This window comes from Brevundimonas sp. GN22, assembly GCF_054824005.1.
This window is the reverse complement of the sequence record NZ_JSYD01000062.1, coordinates 1-20,230: the sequence shown is the minus strand read 5'-3', so window position 1 is coordinate 20,230 and position 20,230 is coordinate 1. Positions and strand designations below refer to the sequence as shown.

Annotated in this window: 17 protein-coding genes and 1 tRNA gene; 12 read left to right on the top strand and 6 right to left on the bottom strand. The window is 62.3% G+C overall.

Annotated features, from left to right (window positions below; translation table 11 throughout):
• The first annotated feature begins 48 nt into the window (after positions 1-48).
• The 5 genes from OB03_RS09185 (at position 49) to tgt (ending at position 4,556) form a co-directional block, all read left to right on the top strand.
• The gene (locus OB03_RS09185; protein WP_461343933.1) at positions 49-1,305 is read left to right on the top strand and encodes a D-amino acid dehydrogenase; all 1,257 of its coding nucleotides are present in this window, start codon (positions 49-51) and stop codon (positions 1,303-1,305) included.
• 45 nt (positions 1,306-1,350) lie between these two features.
• Positions 1,351-2,439, top strand: coding sequence for a tRNA preQ1(34) S-adenosylmethionine ribosyltransferase-isomerase QueA (gene queA, locus OB03_RS09180; RefSeq protein ID WP_461343932.1), 1,089 nt, complete (start codon positions 1,351-1,353; stop codon positions 2,437-2,439).
• 86 nt (positions 2,440-2,525) lie between these two features.
• Complete coding sequence (locus OB03_RS09175) at positions 2,526-2,846, top strand: TM2 domain-containing protein (protein ID WP_242913170.1); 321 nt, start codon at positions 2,526-2,528, stop codon at positions 2,844-2,846.
• Positions 2,847-2,951: 105 nt separating this feature from the next.
• On the top strand, positions 2,952-3,428 hold the full coding sequence (locus tag OB03_RS09170) for a hypothetical protein (RefSeq protein ID WP_242913169.1): 477 nt from the start codon (positions 2,952-2,954) through the stop codon (positions 3,426-3,428).
• A 15-nt stretch (positions 3,429-3,443) separates the two neighbouring features.
• Positions 3,444-4,556: a tRNA guanosine(34) transglycosylase Tgt gene (gene tgt, locus OB03_RS09165; RefSeq protein WP_461343931.1), complete on the top strand. Its 1,113-nt coding sequence runs from the start codon at positions 3,444-3,446 to the stop codon at positions 4,554-4,556.
• A 39-nt stretch (positions 4,557-4,595) separates the two neighbouring features.
• On the opposite strand, the gene OB03_RS09160 is transcribed toward tgt, so the two are convergent.
• Both OB03_RS09160 and OB03_RS09155 read right to left on the bottom strand, forming a co-directional pair.
• Positions 4,596-5,150 carry a hypothetical protein gene (locus OB03_RS09160; protein WP_461343930.1) on the bottom strand — a complete coding sequence of 185 codons (555 nt, stop codon included), beginning with the start codon at positions 5,148-5,150 and terminating at the stop codon, positions 4,596-4,598.
• Positions 5,151-5,276: 126 nt separating this feature from the next.
• Positions 5,277-5,353, bottom strand: a tRNA-Lys gene (locus OB03_RS09155).
• A gap of 440 nt (positions 5,354-5,793) precedes the next feature.
• Here OB03_RS09155 and OB03_RS09150 point away from each other — a divergent pair.
• The 3 genes from OB03_RS09150 (at position 5,794) to OB03_RS09140 (ending at position 12,652) form a co-directional block, all read left to right on the top strand.
• Positions 5,794-6,063 carry a hypothetical protein gene (locus OB03_RS09150; RefSeq protein ID WP_461343929.1) on the top strand — a complete coding sequence of 90 codons (270 nt, stop codon included), beginning with the start codon at positions 5,794-5,796 and terminating at the stop codon, positions 6,061-6,063.
• 140 nt (positions 6,064-6,203) lie between these two features.
• A complete protein-coding gene (locus tag OB03_RS09145) occupies positions 6,204-8,282 on the top strand; it encodes an autotransporter assembly complex protein TamA (protein ID WP_461343928.1) in 2,079 nt (692 codons plus the stop codon).
• Positions 8,279-12,652 (top strand): translocation/assembly module TamB domain-containing protein, encoded by a 4,374-nt coding sequence (locus OB03_RS09140; RefSeq protein ID WP_461343927.1) that lies wholly within the window; start codon positions 8,279-8,281, stop codon positions 12,650-12,652. Before OB03_RS09145 ends, OB03_RS09140 begins: the two co-directional genes overlap by 4 nt.
• A gap of 48 nt (positions 12,653-12,700) precedes the next feature.
• Here the strand turns inward: OB03_RS09140 and arsC are convergent, their stop codons facing one another.
• From arsC to OB03_RS09125, 3 genes are all read right to left on the bottom strand, one after another.
• Positions 12,701-13,048 (bottom strand): arsenate reductase (glutaredoxin), encoded by a 348-nt coding sequence (gene arsC / locus OB03_RS09135; RefSeq protein ID WP_461343926.1) that lies wholly within the window; start codon positions 13,046-13,048, stop codon positions 12,701-12,703.
• Positions 13,045-13,512, bottom strand: coding sequence for a hypothetical protein (locus tag OB03_RS09130; protein WP_461343925.1), 468 nt, complete (start codon positions 13,510-13,512; stop codon positions 13,045-13,047). The genes arsC and OB03_RS09130 overlap by 4 nt, the downstream gene beginning before the upstream one ends.
• A 155-nt stretch (positions 13,513-13,667) precedes the next feature.
• Positions 13,668-14,111: a hypothetical protein gene (locus tag OB03_RS09125; RefSeq protein ID WP_461343924.1), complete on the bottom strand. Its 444-nt coding sequence runs from the start codon at positions 14,109-14,111 to the stop codon at positions 13,668-13,670.
• Positions 14,112-14,228: 117 nt separating this feature from the next.
• Between OB03_RS09125 and OB03_RS09120 the strand changes: the two genes are divergently transcribed.
• From OB03_RS09120 to astB, 4 genes are read left to right on the top strand one after another with little or no spacing between them, the layout of a single operon-like run.
• Positions 14,229-15,479 (top strand): hydrolase, encoded by a 1,251-nt coding sequence (locus tag OB03_RS09120; RefSeq protein ID WP_461343923.1) that lies wholly within the window; start codon positions 14,229-14,231, stop codon positions 15,477-15,479.
• A 3-nt stretch (positions 15,480-15,482) separates the two neighbouring features.
• On the top strand, positions 15,483-16,490 hold the full coding sequence (locus OB03_RS09115; RefSeq protein ID WP_461343922.1) for an arginine N-succinyltransferase: 1,008 nt from the start codon (positions 15,483-15,485) through the stop codon (positions 16,488-16,490).
• 9 nt (positions 16,491-16,499) lie between these two features.
• On the top strand, positions 16,500-17,915 hold the full coding sequence (astD, locus tag OB03_RS09110; RefSeq protein ID WP_461343921.1) for a succinylglutamate-semialdehyde dehydrogenase: 1,416 nt from the start codon (positions 16,500-16,502) through the stop codon (positions 17,913-17,915).
• Complete coding sequence (gene astB, locus OB03_RS09105; protein ID WP_461343920.1) at positions 17,915-19,249, top strand: N-succinylarginine dihydrolase; 1,335 nt, start codon at positions 17,915-17,917, stop codon at positions 19,247-19,249. Before astD ends, astB begins: the two co-directional genes overlap by 1 nt.
• Here the strand turns inward: astB and OB03_RS09100 are convergent.
• The gene (locus OB03_RS09100) at positions 19,246-20,064 is read right to left on the bottom strand and encodes a LytTR family DNA-binding domain-containing protein (protein ID WP_461343919.1); all 819 of its coding nucleotides are present in this window, start codon (positions 20,062-20,064) and stop codon (positions 19,246-19,248) included. The two genes, astB and OB03_RS09100, sit on opposite strands and share 4 nt — an antisense overlap.
• Positions 20,065-20,230: the final 166 nt, after the last annotated feature.

Sequence of the window (20,230 nt, the reverse complement as noted above, 5' to 3'; positions counted from 1 at the left end):
GCTTTCGCAACGTCAGGCCGATAGGGCCGCACAAGGCGAGCGTGAAACATGCGTGTTCTGGTTCTAGGGGCAGGCGTTATCGGCACCACGACAGCGTGGTACCTGAACCAGGCCGGTCACGAGGTGACCGTTGTCGACCGGTTGTCCGGCGCGGCGCTGGAAACCAGCTACGCCAACGCTGGCCAGATTTCCCCAGGCTATTCGGCACCGTGGGCGGCTCCCAACATTCCGACCAAGGCAGTGAAGTGGCTGATGATGCGCCACGCGCCGCTTATCCTGCATACCCGTTTTGATCCGGCGATGATCCGCTGGACGCTACAGATGCTGCGTAACTGCACCCCTGCCCGCTATGCGGTGAACAAGGGCCGCATGGTCCGCCTCGCCGAGTACGCCCGCGATGAACTGGACCTGCTGCGCAAACAGACCGGCATACAGTACGACGGTCGCCAGCAAGGCACGCTGCAACTGTTTCGTACCGAGAAGCAGCTTAAGGACGCGCACAAGGACGTCTCGGTACTTCAGTCCGAGGGTGTCCCGTATGAGCTGTTGGACGCCGATGGTTGCCGACGTGCGGAGCCTGGATTGGCTTTCTCGGATGTGCCGTATGTAGGCGCTCTGCGCCTTCCGGGTGACGAGACGGGCGACTGCCGTATCTTCACCCAAACCCTTGCCAAGATGGCCGAAGCTGCTGGCGTAAAGTTCCGCTGGAACGAGACGGTCAAGTCGATCAACCGCGAAGGAGACAAGATCGTCAGCGTGGTGACCGACAAGGAGGCCCTGAAGGCCGATGCCTATGTGCTGGCGTTGGGCTCCTGGTCGCCGCAGATGGTCAAGGACCTGGATCTGAAACTGCCGGTGTATCCGGTGAAGGGCTACTCGATCACCGCCAACATCGTTGACGATGCGCGCGCGCCCGTTTCGACCGTGATGGACGAGAGCTACAAGATAGCCATCACGCGGCTGGGTACCCGCATCCGCGCCGGTGGCATGGCTGAACTGAACGGCTTCAACAAGGAATTGGTCGCTCGACGCCGTGCGACGCTGAACTATTCGGTTGGCAGCCTCTTCCCCGGTGCCGGAGATCTGGAGACTGCAGAGTTCTGGTGTGGCCTTCGCCCTAACACGCCGGACGGTACGCCAATCGTCGGGGCCAGCCGCTATTCCAACCTGTGGCTGAACACCGGACACGGCACGCTGGGCTGGACCATGTCGTGCGGCTCGGCGGCCGTCGTCACCGACCTCATTTCAGGCAAGACACCGGCCATCGAGACGGGCGATCTGAACCTTTCGCGCTACGGTCGATAAAGGCAGCACTTGACCGCCCGCGCGGTCAGGTGTTCACCCCGCCCTGTGAAAACTTCCGACTTCGATTTCGACCTGCCCGAGGACCGCATTGCCCTGCGGCCCGTCTCCCCGCGTGACAGCGCCCGTTTTCTGGTGGTCAAGGATGACCAGCTAGAGGATCGCATCGTCCGCGATCTTCCGGACTTGCTTCAGCCCGGCGATGCGCTGGTGTTCAACGACACCCGCGTCATCCCTGCCCGCATGAGCGGCATCCGCGAGCGTGTCGGTCCCGAAGGCGAGACGCTGACGGTCGAGGTCGAGGCCACCCTGCACCACCGCGATGCGCCGGATGTCTGGTCGGCCTTCATGAAACCGGGCAAGCGGCTGAAAGTCGGTGACCGCGTGCGTTTCGGCACCGATACCGACCGCGCCTGCGAGATGGGCAGCGTTGACGCCACCATCGAGGCCAAGGGCGACGACGGCCTTGTCACGCTGAAGTTCGATCTGGCTGGCCCTGCGCTGGACGATGCCATCCGCAACGTCGGTGTCATGCCCCTGCCGCCCTATATCGCGGCCAAGCGCCCCGAGGACGATCAGGACCAGAAGGACTATCAGACCGTCTATGCCGAGCATGACGGTTCTGTCGCCGCCCCGACGGCGGGCCTGCATTTCACGCCTGAACTGCTCGCGGCTTTGAAGGAGCGCGGTGTCTCTACCCATGCCGTGACCCTGCACGTTGGTGCCGGTACATTCCTGCCGGTGAAGGCTGACGACACCAAGGATCACAAGATGCACTCCGAATGGGGCACGGTTTCGCAAGAAACCGCCGATGCCCTGAACGAAGTGCACGCCAAGGGAGGCCGCATCGTCTGCGTCGGCACCACTTCGCTGCGTCTGCTGGAAAGCGCGACCGGCGAGGACGGCATCATCCGTCCGTTCCACGACGATACCGCCATCTTCATCACGCCGGGCTATAAGTTCCGCGCGGTCGACGTGCTGATGACCAACTTCCACCTGCCGAAGTCGACCCTGTTCATGCTGGTCAGCGCCTTTGCAGGGTTCGAGACCATGCACGCGGCCTATAAGCACGCCATTGAAAACGAGTACCGCTTCTATTCGTATGGCGACGGGAGCCTGTTGTTCAAAGCCCACTAATTGAAGGAAGCTTTGCGGTATTTGGTCGCAGTTAAGAATATCAGCGTTACACTTCTCTCCAGACAATATGAGTCGGGGAAAATCAAATGACTGATGCCATTATGGGCGGCCAAAAATACTGCAGTGGCTGCGCTACTGTTCTTCACAAGGACGCCTTCCAGTGCCCTAAGTGCGGCGCTCCGCAGATTGTCGCCGGGGCGACCGGTCAAAAGAGCAAAGTTATGGCCGTAGTGCTCGCTTTGCTTCTTGGCGGTATTGGAGCTCACAAATTCTATCTCGGTCGCGTCGGCTGGGGAATTATCTATCTGCTCTTCTGCTGGACCTTCATCCCGTCGTTAATCGCCTTCATCGAAGCCATTATCTACGTCACGATGAGTGATCAGGCGTTTGCGCAGAAATACGGCTGATACCAAGGTCAATCACATTGAGCGGCGGCCACGGCCGTCGCTTTTTTGTGTCTGCGGGTAGCAGCGATCTTTCGTTCGCTGACCTTCGCGGACTATAGAAGTCTTATGCCTACGTACTACGACACCCTGCCCGAAGATCTCTCTGCCGCTCTCGACATTCTGGCCTCGGCGGCCACGGAGCTGCGCGATCCTTGGTGGGTGTTTGGCGGGGCGGCGATGGCGCTCAGCGGGCTGACGGAATGGCATGTGCCGGACGTCGATGTGTTGTGCAGCCCGCGGGACGCCAAGACACTGATTGAGGGCCTGTATGGCGAAGTGTCACCCGATCCGGGTGAAGGCATGTTCCGTTCGCGCGTGTTCGGCCAAATCCTGACCACGCCCGTTCCCGTCGAGGTCATGGCCGAGATGGAAGTCCGCAACGGCGGCGAATGGACCATGATGACCTTCAATAGTCGTATCCCTGTGGCGGTCGACGGCGGACGCATCTATATCCCCTCCGTCGCCGAGCAGATCGAAACCTGCAAACTGTTTGGCCGCCCCAAGGACCTGCAACGCGCCGAACAGCTTCAGCGCCTGCTCTAACCGCGTAAGAACACTTTGACCTTCCCGTTTGATATCAAGGCCACCGATGGCCGCGCCCGTACCGGCGTCCTGAAAACCGCACGCGGTGACATCCGCACGCCTGCCTTCATGCCGGTTGGCACTGCCGCGACGGTCAAGGCCATGACGGTCGATCAGGTGAAGCAAACGGGCGCCGACATCATCCTCGGCAACACCTACCACCTCATGCTGCGTCCGGGGCCAGAGCGCATGGAGCGTCTGGGTGGCCTGCATAAGTTCATGCGCTGGGACAAGCCAATCCTAACGGACTCCGGCGGCTTTCAGGTCATGTCCCTGTCGGGCATTTCCAAGCTGACCGAAGAGGCTGTGACCTTCTCCAGCCACATCGACGGCTCCAAACACGTCCTGACGCCGGAACGCTCGATCGAGATTCAGGCCGATCGTCTGGGCTCCGATATCGTGATGCAACTGGATGAGTGCGTCGCCTACCCGGCCGACGAAAAGCGCGCCCGTAAGGGTATGGAACTGTCGGCCCGCTGGGCTGTGCGCTCCAAGAACGCCTTCGGCACCCGTGACACTCAGGCCCTGTTCGGCATCCAACAGGGTTCGACCTATGAGAACCTGCGCAAGGAAAGCTCGGAGCGGCTGCAGGAAATCGGCTTTGACGGCTATGCCATCGGCGGCCTCGCTGTCGGTGAAGGCCATGAGGCCATGTGTGAAGTCTTGGACTATGCGCCGGAGTTTCTGCCGAAGGAGCGCCCCCGTTACCTAATGGGCGTGGGCAAGCCGATTGATCTGGTCGAGGCCGTCTATCGCGGCGTGGACATGTTCGACTGCGTGCTACCGACCCGCGCGGGTCGTCACGGTCAGGCATGGACGTGGGATGGCCCCGTCAACATCAAGAACGCCCGCTTTGCCGAGGATGAAAGCCCGCTGGACCCGATGGTCCCCTGCCCTGCCTCGCAGGACTATAGCCGCGCCTATATCCACCACCTGATCCGCGCCGACGAAATCCTCGGCAAGATTCTGCTGAGCTGGCACAACATCGCCTTCTTCCAGGCCCTGACCGCAGCCATGCGCGAGGCCATCGAAAAGGGCGAGTTTGAACAGTTCCGCAAGGACTTCCGCGCCCGCCACCTCAAGGCGTGAGAGAATAAAGAAAGGGAGCCAACCGGCTCCCTTTTTTCGTTATCGGCGGGTAAATCCGGCCGGAGCCGCCGGCGGGGCGCAGTTCTTTTGCTGCCCGATTCCCTTCAGGAAGGCGCGGCGTTGCAGGCCCGCGCGCACAGCAGCCTTGACCTGTTCGCTGTGGCGATGTGCGCCGGTAAGTCGGCGTACCCACGAACGCGCCGGAATGAAGTCCGTTACCGTATCGCGTACCGCGTCCAGGGTAGCGTCCGCCGCAGCGTCGGCGGCCTGATCGCCAACAGCCGTCTCCTCGGCCTGCTGGACGACATCCAGATCGGGACCCAACGCTTCGTCTAGACGCGCGATCTCGGCTGCGATAGCGGCACAGCGGCCCATGCCCGAAACGCTATACGGTGCTGCAGCGGCCTCGTTCAGAACGGCAGGGATTTCCTGACGGACAAGGTTCAAATCTTCCAGCGGTGCCTGAAGCGCACTCCCGAGGCCCGCGTTGACTTGGTCAACGCCGCGCGTGGCCGAAGAGGTCGCACCCGTCGTGGCACAAGCCGAGAGTGAAAGACCTGCGATTGCGAGAATAGCGATTTTCGAAGTTTTCATGGCGGGATAACCCGTCCTGCCAAGGTTCGTTCCCGTTCGGGTCGACATTGCGAAAATCATTGTCGATCAACGACAAGAGCGCAGTGCAAGGATCGTAATGTGGGGAAGAAGTCGGGCTGTTTACAGTGGTACGCCCCCTCGGGCTCGAACCGAGGACCCTCTGATTAAAAGTCAGATGCTCTAACCAACTGAGCTAGGGGCGCACACTGTAAAAACAACCACTTAGCTGCCGATCCGTGGAGAACCGCGGCGACCGCTCCGTGTGAGGCGGCTTTCTGTTGTATTCCGCCTCGTTGGTCAAGGGCCTCTATGCCCGCCGTCGACAAAAAACGTGTTTTCCATGCGTTTTTTAGCGCTCGAGCAGAAATCAGACCCGATTTTCAGCTGTTACGGACAACAGATAACAGAAGTCTTTGTTTTTAGGCGCATTAGAATCGAACCGGCGGGCCGTGATTCTCGACTCACCATCGTGGACGCTAGCAAACGCACCTCATCAACAGGCACACCGCAAGTTGTGCCGTTGGCTGTCATCACTTCATAATCCATTCATGGCAAAGTCTGCACAAACCGCGTGGGTTAAGTCTGGAACCCCCTCCCCTCAGCCCGCGTTTCGGTTCTTCAAGAGTCAAAAATGAACATGCGCATGAAACTCCTTTCGATCCCCGCTGCCCTCGCCGTTGTGGCAAGCCTGTCTCTGGCCGCGTGCGATAACCCGCAGCAGCCTTCCGAGCCGGTCGTAACGGAAGTCGAGGAAATCCAAGAGGCTACTCCGGCAGCTGCCGAACAGGCTGCGCCTGCAGCGGCCGAAGTTCCGGCTCCGGCCACCGACGCTGCTCCGGTTGAATCGGTACCGGTGGAGCCGAAGTCCTCCCAAGAGTCGGTTCAGCCGGAAAGCGAAACCCTCTTCTATTGATGACAGTCGGGGGTGCTATGCGCCCCCGTCATACTTTGACGATCTGACGCCGCGATCCCCTCGCGGCTTTTCGGCTTAAGAAACGGGGTTTGGCTTTGAAAATCGGGCTTCTTCTTTGTGGCGGCGCGGTGAGCGCTCTCATGGGGTTCACATCCCTCGCCCACGCCGATGTTCCCCGAGCCGACGTCCGTCCCGCCGAGGGCGTGACCTTCCCCGACGGCCTGCAATCCAAGCTGGAGCGGGCCGTGGGCGAAATTGACAACGCCCCCCAGTCCGAACTCGAAGCGCGCCGCCGCGCGCGCTCCGCGCAGGAACTGGCCGTCGCTATCCTGAATACCGAAGGCTACTACCGCCCAGTAGTGACCACGGCGGTGGAGGAAAATCGCGCCATTGTTCTGGTCGACCCCGGCCCCCAGTTCGTCATTCGCGAACAAAAACTGGTGTGGACCGACGGTGTGCCGCGTGACGTGGCTACCGTGCCTTCGGCATCCACAGCCGCCATTCAAGCCACGCCCGACGCCGCTGGCGGTCGTCAGTCTGTCGCGCCCGAAGACAGTTCTCTCGATACCGACGATGATGGCGAGGTGCGCATTCCGGAGGGCATGGCCGAAGCTTCGGGTGACATTCCCTATGTCCGCCTCGGCGCCGCCCCTGTTCACCCCGAGATCGATATCGTCGCCAAAACCCGCGACGCCGTAAAGCTAGAGGATGGCACCCCTGCCCGCCTCGAGCCGGTACTGGCGGCCGAAGCGCGCGGTGTTGTGGTCCTCAAGAACAACGGCTTCGCCTACGCCGCCGCCGACCCTCGTCTGCTGGAGATCGAAGATGTTTCGTTGTCGCGCACTACGGGCGAACGCGCGACGCTGGATACTCCCGACGCCGATATCGTTGTCGATCACCAGATGCGTCCCGAGTTCCATCTGGACCCCGGCCCACTGGTCAGGCTGGAGCGCAACATTCGCGGCGACATCATCAGTCGCCGTCGCCCGGGCGACCGCGCCAACGAGAACGCGCGCGTGCCTACCCGCACGCGCAAGGAATTCGTCGAACGCCTGATACCGTGGAAGGACGGCGACATCTACTCGCCGGAGGCTCTCGCAGAGATGGAGCGCCGTCTGGTCGATACAGGCGTCTACGCCTCGGTCGATGTCAGCCTGCCCAACGGTAACTCTCCCGAAGTCCGCACCGCGACCGAGGTTACAGTCCCGATCTCGGTCAGTCTGGTGGACAAGAGCCGTGACCAGATCGACGCTCGCGCTACCTATGCCACCGACGACGGCTTTAGCGCGGGTGTGTATCGTAATCGCCTGAACCGCAGCGGACGCGCAGAGACCCTGACCTATGGCGGACACTGGGGCTCGATCGACAGCCGCCTGGGTGCCGAATACAGCCTGCCGCACTTCCGCCGGGTGAACCGCACCCTGCGCCTCAGCGGATGGCTGGTAAATGAAGATACCGACGCCTATCAGCGTCAGGCCGTGACCTTTGGGGCCGACCTGAACCAGCGTTGGGGGCCGAACTCGTGGTTCTCGTACGGGATCGGGCTTGATGCCGGTCGCTATCAGGAACTGCGATACGACCCCATTGATGAGCACGCGATTGCTATGGACCGCAATCTCGCAATTCTGACCCTGCGCACATCGGCGCTGCTGGACCGGTCCGATGACCTGCTGGACCCGACAGAGGGTTGGCGTGTTTCCGGTTCGCTGCAACCGACCATCGTGGCGGGCGAGGACAACGTCTACTTCCTGCGCGGACATGCCGAGGGCTCCGCCTACTACCCGATTGGCAGCGCCCGTCGCACCATTCTGGCCGGTCGGCTCAAGCTTGGCAGCATTGTCGGCGGTAACGAGCTGAATGTGCCGTCGGACCGCCTGTTCTACTCGGGTGGTGGCGGCTCGGTTCGCGGCTACTCCTATCAGAGCATCAACCCCCGCCTGCCGGACAACACGCCCCGCGGGGGCGTCAGCCTGTTCGAAACTTCTCTCGAAGTGCGCCATAACATCGGCGAAAGCTGGCAAGCCGTCGGATTTATCGACGGCGGTGCCACAGGCCCGGACGAAGCCCCCAACCTCGGCAATATGCGCTATGGCGCAGGCGTCGGTGTGCGTTACAAACTACCGTTCGGTCCGGTTCGGGCCGATGTGGCCTTCCCGCTCAACAAGCGTGAGGGCGACTCCAGCTTCCAACTCTACATCAGCATTGGCCAATCGTTTTGACCGATCTGCCGCCGGACACGCCCGAATCCGAAACGCCTGACTCCGCAAGCGACGCGGCGACACCCTCGCCTCGCGAAAAGGCCAAGCGCAAGCGTTCCTTGATCCGCACGGTGGCCGTGTTCACCGGCATTGGCATGGGTGCCCTCGTCGGCATCGGGGTCATCGCCCTGGTCGGCGGCCGCTATTATCTGGTGTCTGACGCGGGGCGCGAACTGATCACCAGCTTTGTCGCCGGCAAGAAGATCGGTCGCTATGGCGCGATCAATGTCGAAGGCGTTCGCGGCGATATCTTTGACGACTTCACGATCCAGCGCGTCACAGTAACGGACAAGGATGGCGTGTGGCTGGAAGCCCGTGACGTTCACGTGGACTGGAACTATTGGTCGCTTCTGGTCAAACGCTTCCATGCCGATGAAATCACGGCCAAGTCGATCCACCTAATCCGCCGTCCTGAACTCGAACCAAGCCTAGAGCCCTCCGGCCCGCAGGCGCTGTCCATCGACATCGACAAATTCGCCGCTGACGTCGAACTGATGGAGGACTTCTCCAAGGAATACGGCAAATGGCGGCTGTCCGGCAGCGCGGGTCTGCCGCGAACCGGCAACAAAGACATCAAGGTCGATGCCCTCAGCCTCAGCCGGCCGGGTGACTTCCTCAAAGTTCAGGCCGTACTGAGCGACAAACCCGAAGATATCCGCCTGAACCTGCAGGCGCAGGAAGCCAAGGGCGGACCTCTGGCTGGCAGCCTCGGTTATTCGCCGGACCAACCTTTCTCGGCGACCGGCCTGATGGATGGCCGCAACGTGCGCATGGTGATGACCACCGGCGAGTTCACGCCCTTGCGCATCAACGGCCACTTCTCCGAGGCCAACTCCTATATGTCGGGCTATGTGAACTTCTCGGGTTCCGACCTGATGGAGCCCTTCATCCAGCGCTTTGGCCGCACGGCCAGCATCGGCCTTGCCGCCGCGCCTGACAGCAAGCGCGAGGGCTATCAGGGCATGGCATGGAAGCTGGTGGCAGAGAACATCACTTCCACGGCTTCGGGATATGTTCGCACCACTGGCGGATCCTATGCCGAAAATATCAAGCTTACGGTTCGCACCCCGTCCCTGACCCGTCTGGCAGGCACCAAGATCGGCGACGCCGCCGCCTATGAGGGCGTGTTCAGCGGCGACGCCAAAAAGTTTGCCCTCAACGGCTCGGTGGATGTGCGCAATGCCGAACTGGCGGGCTATGGCCTGAGCCGGCTCAGCGGCCCGCTGGGACTGGAAGCCAAAGACCAGACCTATACGGTCAAAGGCCAGCTCGCCGGAGCGGGTGGCACAACCAAGGGCGTCATCGGCGGACTGCTGGGCAGCTCGCCTCGTCTGAACCTAACGGCCTCGCGCCTCAACGACGGCAACATCCTGCTGCAAGACGTTGATTTGAAAGGCTCGGCGCTCAATCTAACGGGTTCGGGCCGTCGCAACCTGATGGGCGGTCTGTCATTCAACGCAGACTTCGACGTCAACAATATCGGCGTCATCAAGCCCGGTGCGCGCGGTCGTTTTGGCGGCAAGCTGCGTGGCAGCATGCCCCGCTCCGGCGGTGCATGGGGACTGAACTTTGACGGTGGCGGCCGCGACTTCTTCTTCGGCATTGAAGAGGTCGACCGTCTGCTGGGCCGCTCGCCCAAGCTGAAGCTGAACGGCAGCCTCGCCAACGGCACGATCCACCTCACTGAAGGCAGCCGCCTCATTGGCGAGAAGGCCGATGTTGCGGCGAAGGGTACGCTCAAAGGCGACCAGCTCAATCTTGCGTTGGACTGGAAGGCACGCGGCCCGTTTGGCGTCGGTCCTGTCGCCATTGACGGCAATATGGCGGGCGACGGCTTTATCGTTGGCAAGCTGAACACGCCGCGCACCCGCTTCAACGCCGACTTCGAGAAAGTTGCCATCGGCCAGTTGATCCTCAACGCCGCCAAGATGGGACTGGAATTCAACGTCGGCGACGGGTCGTCGGACGGCTTCGTCACCCTGACAGGCATGAACCGAGGTCAGGCCGCGCGCGGTCAGGCCCGCTTCCGTCTGGGCAAGGACACCATTGCCCTCAGCGATGTGGATGTGAACGCCGGCGGCATCACCGCCAAGGGGTTCATCACCTTGTCGGACCTGATCCCGTCCACCGCCGACCTTGAAGTCACCGGTCGTCCCGGTGCCTTCATCCAGCGTGGCGAGGTTCGCGGCTATATTAAGCTGCCTGCCAATGCCGGTCCCGAGAGCGTGGATGTGTCGCTTCGCGCCCGCGATCTGATTTTGCGTGGCAGCAACATGCATTTCAGCCGCATCGAAGTGGTTGGTCAGGGCAATCTGTCGGCGCTGACGCTCAATACCAATCTGGTTATGACGGGCGAAAACCCGATCTCCTTCCAGGGCCCGCTGGTTTACCGCCGCCTGAGTGACGGCCACCGTCTGGAAGGCAGCGGAAATGCGGTTTTTCGCGGCATCCGCGCTCAGCTGTTGCCCAGCACCTTTGTGGAGCGACGTGGTGATACCAATCGCGCACTGGTTGCGGCACAGCTGGGCGACGGCACGGCCACACTGGCGCTGGACCCGCGCCCGCTCGGTCGTGGCCGCACGGGCTGGGATGCCAAACTGAACCTGCAAAATGTACCGCTCAACTCGCTCAACAGCGACCTGCAGGGCTTGATTACCGGCACGGCCAATCTGTCGAACACCGGCGCACCGTCACTGGATGGGGGTGCCGACGTGGTCTTCTCCAACGCCGGTAGCGCAAGCGTGCGTGCGGACCAGAACAACGTCCTTGTCGACGGTCGTCTGATTGCGGACCTGCAAGCCCGCGAGATGAACATCCGCGCCTGTGCCGCCTACGGCAACCGCGGCGGGATTTGCGATCCGCTCAATCAGGCCAATCAGGGGGCTCTCGCCCTGCTGAACCTGACCCTGCCGATGATCAACCAAGCCAATCCGGCCAAGCTGGTTACCGACGAAACGCTCAACCTGTCCGGCGATCTGAAGATCAATGGCGAGATCAAACCGCTGTGGGATCTGGTGGACGGTATCGACCGCAAGCTGGAGGGCAATCTACGCGCCAACGTCACCCTGAGCGGTCGCGTGCGTTCGCCGACCATCGTCGGCAACGTTGCGCTGACCGACGGCAAGTTCAACGAAGGCTCTACCGGCCTGCGCCTGAAGGACGTGTTCCTGAACGCCGACTTCAATCAGGAAGGCGTCCGCCTGTCCCGCCTCAGCGCCAAGGACTATGGTAACGGCCAGTTGTGCGGTTTTGGTACCTTGTGGTTCGAGCGCCGTGGTGCGGCCCTGCCCAATACCTTCAACGAGACCTTCACCTGCGATCTGGTGACCGACAACCGTCTTGGCGGCAACCGCAATGCCGATGCCTCGTTGGGTAACCTGACGCTGGGTCTGAAGAACTTCCGTCTCGTCGAAAACGACGTGGCCACTGTGAACACCAGTGGCACGGTGCAGGTGGAACGCTATGCCCGCGCTATCACCCTGCGCGGCACATTGAACGTGGACAAGGCAGAGATCACGCCCAACCTGCCCGGCTCCAACGGCATCATCCGCGCGCCGGTCACCGACCGCAACGCGGTGCGCCGTCCGGTCGCCACCCGCTCACGTTCGGAGGCAACCCCGCTGCTATCCACCCCGATTGCTCTGAACGTCAATCTGACGGCGGACGAGATCGAAGTGCGCGGTCGCGGTCTGGATCTCCTGTTGCGCACCGATGCCCGTATTCGCGGCACGCTCGCCTCGCCCGAGCTCTCGGGCACGGCCAATGTGGTACGTGGCGACTACGACTTCGCCGGCAAGCGCTTCACCTTCGACGACGATGGCAGCATCACCCTGTCGACCGATCCGGCGAAGATACTGCTGAACCTGACCGCAACCCGCGAGGACCCGTCGATCACCGCGATCATCAAGGTGACCGGCACGGCAGCCAGCCCGAAGATTGCCCTGACCTCAGAGCCGGAACTGCCGCAGGATGAAATCCTTGCGCGGGTCCTGTTCGGGCGCTCGGTCTCGCAGTTGTCGGCTCTTGAGGCTGCACAACTGGCCTCCGGTGTGGCATCGCTCGCAGGGGGTGGCGGCCTCGACATCATCGGCAACTTGCGCGAACTGGCCGGTCTGGATCGACTGTCCTTCGGGGGCGAGGCGTCCAACATGACCATCGCCGGTGGACGCCGTCTGGGCAAAAACCTCTACCTCGAAATCATCGGCGGCGGCGAAGCCGGTGCGACGGTACGGGTAGAGTGGCAAGTCCGGCGCAATATCGCTGTCACCTCTGCCTTCAGCGGTGACAACACCTCCAACATCTCGATCCGCTGGCGTCGCGAGCGAGACTAGAGGCTAAACAAAAAGGCCGGGCAGATCGCCCGGCCTTTCTTTTGGCTGTCAGAGGATTTCGAGCACCGTCTCCAGCGGACGACCGATCCTCGCCCCCTTGGCTGTCTCGACGATAGGGCGTTCAACCAGCACCGGATTGGCAATCATGGCCGCACGGATCACATCGTCCGATGCCCCATCCGCCGCCAACTGCTTGGCCTCGTCCTCGCGCATACGCAGCATGCCGGCAAAGCCTTTCCCCGTCGACTTGGCCAGACGATCCAGAGTAGCCGCATCCCACCCCGTCTTGAGATATTCAACGACGGTCGGCGTGATGCCTTTTTCCTGCAGCAGTTCCAGCGCCTTGCGCGACGTGGAGCATTTCGGGTTGTGATAGACGGTCACGGTCACGGTCACGGCGTGTCCTTCCGATAGAGTTGGCAGAAACGTCCTCCGCGATAGGCGGCAAACAGCATCACGACAAGCACCGGCTTCATCATCAGCAGGATCAGGTTCTGAGGCTCCAGTGCTGCGGCCCTCACGTGTTCGTTCTGGATACCGAAGAGAGTTACCAGGACAGTAAAGGCGATGATGCACAAGCACGTCAGCGGCATCGCCGTCCCCGGACGACGCCATTGCCAGATTCCCAGCCCGGCGCAGAGGCCCACCACCGCTACGGTCATCCCTCCGCTGAGCCAGACGAATATGTCCGCGACACGCTCGAAGATCACCTGGTCGATGGCCGCTTCATCAAGCGTCACCGGCCCTTTAACCCGTCTCAGTTCGGCAATGACCTCTTCACCGGAAGGCCGCAGGGCAAGAAAGGCATAGACTGTGTAGATTGCGCGGATTGCGACAGCCGCGCAGGCCACTCTGGCCATAAACCGAGCTTGCGCATACGTGGACGGTGCATGGAGGAACGCCCGCCAGACGGCAAAACCCGCTGATTTCACTGTAGTTCCCCCGCCACGAATAGCAGCGGTGTTAAAGCGCTCGATCAAGCTTTGCAATAAGTCTGAGCCTGTCGGCTCGAGCCCTACTGTGCGCGCGCCAGATAGAAGGTCGCCCGCAGAGCGCCGATATGCAGTGCGGCGCACACCACCAATACAGCCGCCGTTCCCCATGCAAAGGCGGACGATAGCCCGCCCGCGGCCATGGGTGCTCCCACCATTAGGCCCACCATCAACGAAGACAGTTCATACAGAGACCAAGCCACGCCGAAGGACGGCAAAATGCGGTTAGGCTTGCGCCACTGCACCCAGCCAGCGGCCGCCGCCACCACCGCCATAAATATGCATAGCCCTGCCGCTGCCCCTCGCGAGGCTTCGGGTTCGGACCCCATCCCTGCCAGTATCGCCGTCGCCAATACTCCCAGCGTAACAGCCCACAGCACGAACCCTGTCACTGAACAGGCCTGCATCGACTCGGCCTGCTGGCGCGATTCGAGAGATGCGAACGGGGATACAAAACGACGGTTCATGCGCGACTCCGGCCTTCAAGAGGTAAAACCTATCGCTGCACTGCACGGATTCCCATCCGCCGCGCCATAAATCATCGCTCCTTCACCTTTGTTCTTCGGGCCTATAGGCTGCTGGATATGGAGCTGCATCCGAACGACGAACGCGTCCTTGCTGCTCTGGCACCGCGTGCCGGAGAGTTGATCGAACGGGCTATCGCGTGGGTTAACGTGAACTCGGGCAGTCGACACACCGATGGCCTGCTTGGCGTGCTTGATGCGCTGGAACTCGCCTTTTCGCCCCTGCCCGCAAAGATCGAACGTGTAGGTACGGCGACATCGACATCGGTGGCATCGGACGGTTCGATAACAACCGACCACTATGCCCCTGCGCTGAAAATCTCATGCCGTCCTGACGCCCCTGTTCAACTGGTTCTGACCGGCCACTATGACACGGTCTTTGACGCCAGCAGCCCGTTCCAGACACTGAGCGTCCGCGACGACGGCGCGCTGAACGGCCCGGGTATCGCCGACATGAAGGGCGGTATCAGTGTGATGCTAGGTGCCCTCGAAGCATTCGAGGCCCACCCCTTGAAAGACAATGTCGGCTGGACGGCCCTGCTGTCGCCGGATGAAGAGATCGGCTCGCCGGGCTCCGCACCGTTGCTGGCTGAACTGGGTGCCAAGGGTCATATTGGCCTGACGTATGAGCCTTCCCTCCCCGATGGCACACTGGCGGGTGAACGCAAAGGCAGCGGCAACTACCACCTGATCGTCAACGGCAAGGCCGCCCACGCGGGCCGCGCCTTCCACGAAGGTGCGAATGCCATTGCCGCCGCCGCCATTATCGCCACCCGCCTGCACGCTCTGAACGGCCAGCGCGAAGGTGTGACGGTCAACGTTTCCAAGATCGACGGCGGATCACCGCTGAACGTCGTGGCCGACAATGCCGTGGTGCGCTTCAACGTGCGCGTGCCCGATGCCCAGTCTGCTTCATGGGTGGTCGATGCCATTGCCGAGATCACATCCGAGCCCCCCTTCGACGGCATTTCGCTGCATCTGCATGGCGGGATGACCCGCGCTCCCAAACCGATCGATGCTAGCCAGACCGCCCTATTCAACGCGGTGAAGTCGGCGGGCGACCTGCTAGGCCAGTCTATCCGCTGGCAACCCTCGGGCGGCGTCTGCGAGGGTAACAACCTGCACGCCGCAGGGCTGCCCAATGTCGACACGCTGGGCGTCATCGGCGGCGATATCCACTCCGATCAGGAATATGCGTGGCCTGACAGCTTCCTTGAGCGCGCCCGCCTGTCTGCCCTTATTCTCAGCAAGATCGCGTCTGGTGAAATCGATGCGAAACGGCTGAAACAGCTTCGTCTGGAGACCCTGTAAGCCATGCTTATTGTTCGCCCCGCTATGCCGACGGACCTCGACGACTTGATGGAACTGGCGATCCTCTCAGGTCCGGGTTTCACCAGCCTACCCGAAGATGCCGATGTCCTGAGCGAGCGTCTGGAGACCAGCAAACAGTCCTTCAGTGGCGAACTGCCGTGGGAAGAAGCCTGGTACACCCTGATGCTTGAAGATGGCGACACAGGCGATGTCGACGGCATCGGCGGCGTCAAAGCGACCGTGGGTCTGAAGCGTCCCTTCTTCTCCTTCCGCCTCGTGAACAACATCACCCAATCGCCCTCTCTGGGTGTTAAAATGAACCATCAGACGCTGGTGCTGGTGAACGAATGCGCTGGCTGGTCGGAAGTTGGCTCGCTGTTCCTCAAGGCCGACCGCCGTCGCGGCGGTGCCGGTCGCCTGCTGGCACAGTCGCGCTATATGCTGATGGGCACACAGCCTGATATGTTTGCCGAGAATGTGCTGGCGGAGTTGCGCGGCGTTTTCACGCCGGACGGGGCATGCCCCTTCTGGGATCACGTCGCACACAAATTCTTCCCGATGGACTTTGACGACGCCGACCGCATGACCGGATCGACCGACAAACAGTTCATCCTCGATCTGGCCCCCCGCCACCCCATCTATGTCGAGCTGCTGCCGGAACCCGCCCGTGCGGTGATCGGCAAGGTCCACCCCCAAGGCGTGCCCGCCATGGCCCTGCTGGAGTCCGAAGGTTTCCGCCCCAACGGCCTCGTCGATATTTTCGATGCCGGTCCCACCGTCGCTTGCGGCCGCGACAACATCCGTACCGTGCGCGATGCCCGTCCGCTGAAGGTCCAGATCGGTCAAGATATTCAGGCCGACCTGCCCGCCCTGATTTCCACCGACAGTCTGGCCAGGTTCCGCGCCGTGCGCGTCAAGGCCGACCTGCATCCCGAAACCGTCACCATCACTGCAGATGCCGCCGCCGCCCTGAAGGTCAAGGCTGGCGATACCGTCCGCGTTAAAGTCTGAGTTGCCGCAATGACCACGTTCCAATCCATCGACCCCACCACCGGCGAAGTCGTCTGGGAAGGCGCAGAGAGCACGCCGCAACAGGTCGCAGACGCCGTCACCAAGGCCCGCGCGGTCATGGCCGACTGGGCATTACGCCCGCGCGAAGAGCGCGTCGCCATCCTAAAGGCATATCAGGCTAAGCTGAAGGAACGCGCCGCCGAGATCGCCGAGACCATCAGCCGCGAGACAGGCAAGGCCCTGTGGGAGACGCAAGGCGAGGTCGGCTCCATGCAGGGCAAGGTGGACATCTCCATCCGCGCCTATGACGAGCGCACGGGCGAACGCAGCAGCGACACCGCGTTTGGACGCGCCGTCCTGCGCCACCGCCCGCATGGCGTCGCTGCAGTGCTTGGCCCCTTCAACTTCCCCGGCCACCTGCCGAACGGGCACATCGTGCCGGCACTTCTGGCGGGCGACACGGTGGTGTTCAAACCTTCGGAAGAAGCCCCCAAGACGGGTGAACTGATGGTGCAATGCCTGCTGGAAGCGGGCGTGCCGGACGGCGTGATCAATCTGGTACAGGGGGGCAAGGACGTCGGCGCGGCCCTGCTGGACCAGAAGATCGACGCCCTGATGTTCACCGGATCGGGCGCAGCGGGAGCCCACTTCCGCAAGAAGTTCGCCGATGATCCGCATGTGATCCTCGCGCTGGAACTGGGCGGCAACAACCCGCTGGTCGTCTGGGACGTGTCCGATCCCGAGGCTGCGGCCACTCACGTTGTTCAGTCCGCCTTCATCACCTCGGGCCAGCGTTGCTCCTGCGCCCGTCGCCTGATCGTGCCGAACGGCCCGCAGGGTGACGCGGTAGTCGAGGCTGTGGCAGCACTGTCGGACCGCCTGCGGTACGGCGCATGGAACGGCGATGAAGAGGTTTACGGCGGCCCGCTGATCTCGGCACGCGCCGCCAAGAAGGCTCTGTCTGATCTTCAGGAACGTATCGACCTGGGAGCCAAGGTCATCCGCGCCTCGGGTCCGATTGACGGCTTGGCGGATGCTTTCGTCAAACCCGCCATCATCGATGTGACGGGCGTGAACGTGCCGGATGAAGAGATCTTCGCGCCGTTCCTGTCGGTCATCCGTGTGGACAGTTTCGACGACGCCCTGGAGGCCGCCAACAACACCCGCTACGGCCTGTCGGCTGGGCTGATCAGCGATGATGCCACGCTGTGGGATCGCTTCATCACCACCATCCGCGCAGGCGTGGTGAACTTCAACCGCCCGACCACCGGCGCAGCGGGTGACATGCCCTTCGGCGGCCTCGGTGCCAGCGGCAACCACCGCCCCAGCGCCTACTACGCCGCCGACTACTGCGCCTATCCGATCGCCAGCTTCGAGGCTCAGGGCGTGAAGAACATTGCCAGTGAAATCAAAGGCCTGATGTAATGTCCTCGCACGCGGTCGAAGCCAATGCCGATGGCCTGATCGGGCCGACGCACTCCTATGCGGGCCTGTCGCCGGGCAATCTGGCGTCCAGCCTGAACAAGGGCGAGGCTTCGTCTCCGCGTGCGGCGGTCCTGCAGGGGATCGACAAGATGAAGCGGCTTGCAGACCTCGGCCTGCCGCAGTTTGTCCTGCCCCCGCACGAGCGTCCGAACATCCCCTTCCTGCGATCGTTAGGGTTCGCTGGCACCGACGCGCAGGTGCTGGAAGAGGCATGGAAGGACGCGCCCTCCTTTGCCGCCGCCGCCTGTTCGGCCTCCCCTATGTGGGCAGCCAATGCGGCGACCGTGACCCCTAGTGCCGACAGCGCCGATGGCCGCGTGCACTTCACGCCCGCCAACCTCGTCACCAACCTGCACCGCAGTTTGGAACACGAGCAGACGCAAGCCGCGCTGAACGCCCTCTTCCCTGACGCCAGCAAGTTCGCCGTCCATCCCGCCCTGACGCCGGTAAGCCATCTGGCGGATGAGGGCGCGGCCAATCACGTCCGACTGTGCGCCGACCACGGCGAGCAAGGGGTGAACCTGTTCGTCTGGGGACGCGAAGCATTCGAGGCGTGGGACGGCCCCTTCCCTGCTCGTCAGACCCGCGAGGCCTGCGACGCCATCATGCGCCGTCACGGAGCATCCGGCGTGGTGCTGGCCCGTCAGGGGCGCGCAGCGATTGCGGGCGGTACCTTCCACAATGACGTGGTCTGTGTGGGAGCGTTGAATACCCTGTTCTTCCACGAGCTGGCGTTTGAAAACACCGAGGCCACCAAGGTCGCCATCCGCGCAGCCGCCAAGGGCTTCGAGCCGATATTCATTGAGGTTTCTGCCGCCGACCTGCCGCTGGCCGACGCGATCAGCAGCTATCTGTTCAACTCCATGTTGATTCGCGTGCCGGGTGAAGATCGCCTGACGCTGATCTGTCCGACGGAAACCCGCGACAACCCTCGCAGTTATGCCGTGGCCGAAAAGATCGCCGCGTCCAACGGTCCGATTGGCCGCGTCGAATATGTGGACGTACGCCAGTCGATGGCCAATGGCGGCGGCCCTGCCTGTCTGCGCCTGCGTGTCGTGCTGACCGAAGCCGAACTGGCCGCGACAAACCCTGCCATGCGCATGTGCGATGAGTTGCACGCCCGCCTGACGATCTGGGCGCTGCGCTGGTATCGGGAGGAACTGCGTCCTGCCGATTTGGCCGATCCGGCCCTACTGGCAGAGACGCGAGGCGCGTTGGACGAACTTACGTCCATCCTTCACCTCGGCGACGACTTCTATCCGTTCCAGCGTTAAGCCCGAAGACGTTCCAACGCCTGCGGATAACGACGGGACACTGGCACATCCATTGCGCCAAGCGATAGCGTCCAATCGCCTGAACCGGACGGCTCCAGCCCTGTCATCCGCTCGGGATTGACCAGCCACGAGCGGTGCGTGCGCACAAACCCGACCGGAGCCAGCTGAGCCTCTACGGCCGCCATGGTCGCGCGCATCAGCGGCTTGCGACCATCGGCCAGCACGAACTCGACGTAGTTGCCCGCCGCTGTCACCGCCAGAATGTCATTGAGTGGTACACGGATGATCCGTGCCCCGTCGCGGATGTCGAAGCTGACGGGCCGAACCTCGTCCTTGGCGTTTCTACGCACATGCATCACGGCCCAAAACACCGACAGAAACAGCAGGTAGGACAACAGATCTTTGCGGAATTCGAACCAGAATCCATCACTCAGCTGATAGGCCTGCCCCGCTACACCATAGGCCAGCTTCCGCATCAGCACGAACAGGCCAACGTGCAGCGCGGTATAGGCGAACAGCCCCGCAACATGCACCACGACGAAATGCACCTTGGGCCGCCATCCCGCCGCCAGCACTTCGTCCGCCGAGGCCTTGGCCGCGGCCAGCCATGGCACCCACAGGGCCGCGACCAAACCAACCAGACTGGACGCCTCCCAGACCAAAGGCTCCCAGCGTTTGGCGTCGGGCGTACCCCACAGTGTCGTCAGCGTGTTGATGATCACGGCCAGCGCCGCGCCGATGACAATCAGACCACCGCCGCGCCAAAGGTCTTTCAGGTCCGCTCCATTCATCACAGACAGCCTGCCGTTCGTCACAGCCCTCACCGTTTCGTCCCCTCGGCATTGGCGGCTGTCCCCACAGTCTTGGTCCTGCGCGGCACTGTAGGGCCAATGACGGCATGACCCAAGCAAGCACCTGCATCCGCAAACAGCATCCCCGTCGGGCGTCGGCACGACCTGGACGCTATCCGCATCGGGGCCT

Bases quoted from the DNA above. Each gene is read 5' to 3' on its own strand.
- OB03_RS09150 (WP_461343929.1), top strand. From the start codon at position 5,794: ATGAAACTCCTTTCGATCCCCGCTGCCCTCGCCGTTGTGGCAAGCCTG.
- OB03_RS09115 (WP_461343922.1), top strand. From the start codon at position 15,483: ATGCTTATTGTTCGCCCCGCTATGCCGACGGACCTCGACGACTTGATG.
- OB03_RS09125 (WP_461343924.1), bottom strand. From the start codon at position 14,111: ATGAACCGTCGTTTTGTATCCCCGTTCGCATCTCTCGAATCGCGCCAG.
- OB03_RS09145 (WP_461343928.1), top strand. From the start codon at position 6,204: ATGGGGTTCACATCCCTCGCCCACGCCGATGTTCCCCGAGCCGACGTC.
- OB03_RS09130 (WP_461343925.1), bottom strand. From the start codon at position 13,512: ATGGCCAGAGTGGCCTGCGCGGCTGTCGCAATCCGCGCAATCTACACA.
- astD (WP_461343921.1), top strand. From the start codon at position 16,500: ATGACCACGTTCCAATCCATCGACCCCACCACCGGCGAAGTCGTCTGG.
- OB03_RS09175 (WP_242913170.1), top strand. From the start codon at position 2,526: ATGACTGATGCCATTATGGGCGGCCAAAAATACTGCAGTGGCTGCGCT.
- astB (WP_461343920.1), top strand. From the start codon at position 17,915: ATGTCCTCGCACGCGGTCGAAGCCAATGCCGATGGCCTGATCGGGCCG.
- OB03_RS09170 (WP_242913169.1), top strand. From the start codon at position 2,952: ATGCCTACGTACTACGACACCCTGCCCGAAGATCTCTCTGCCGCTCTC.
- OB03_RS09185 (WP_461343933.1), top strand. From the start codon at position 49: ATGCGTGTTCTGGTTCTAGGGGCAGGCGTTATCGGCACCACGACAGCG.
- OB03_RS09120 (WP_461343923.1), top strand. From the start codon at position 14,229: ATGGAGCTGCATCCGAACGACGAACGCGTCCTTGCTGCTCTGGCACCG.
- OB03_RS09160 (WP_461343930.1), bottom strand. From the start codon at position 5,150: ATGAAAACTTCGAAAATCGCTATTCTCGCAATCGCAGGTCTTTCACTC.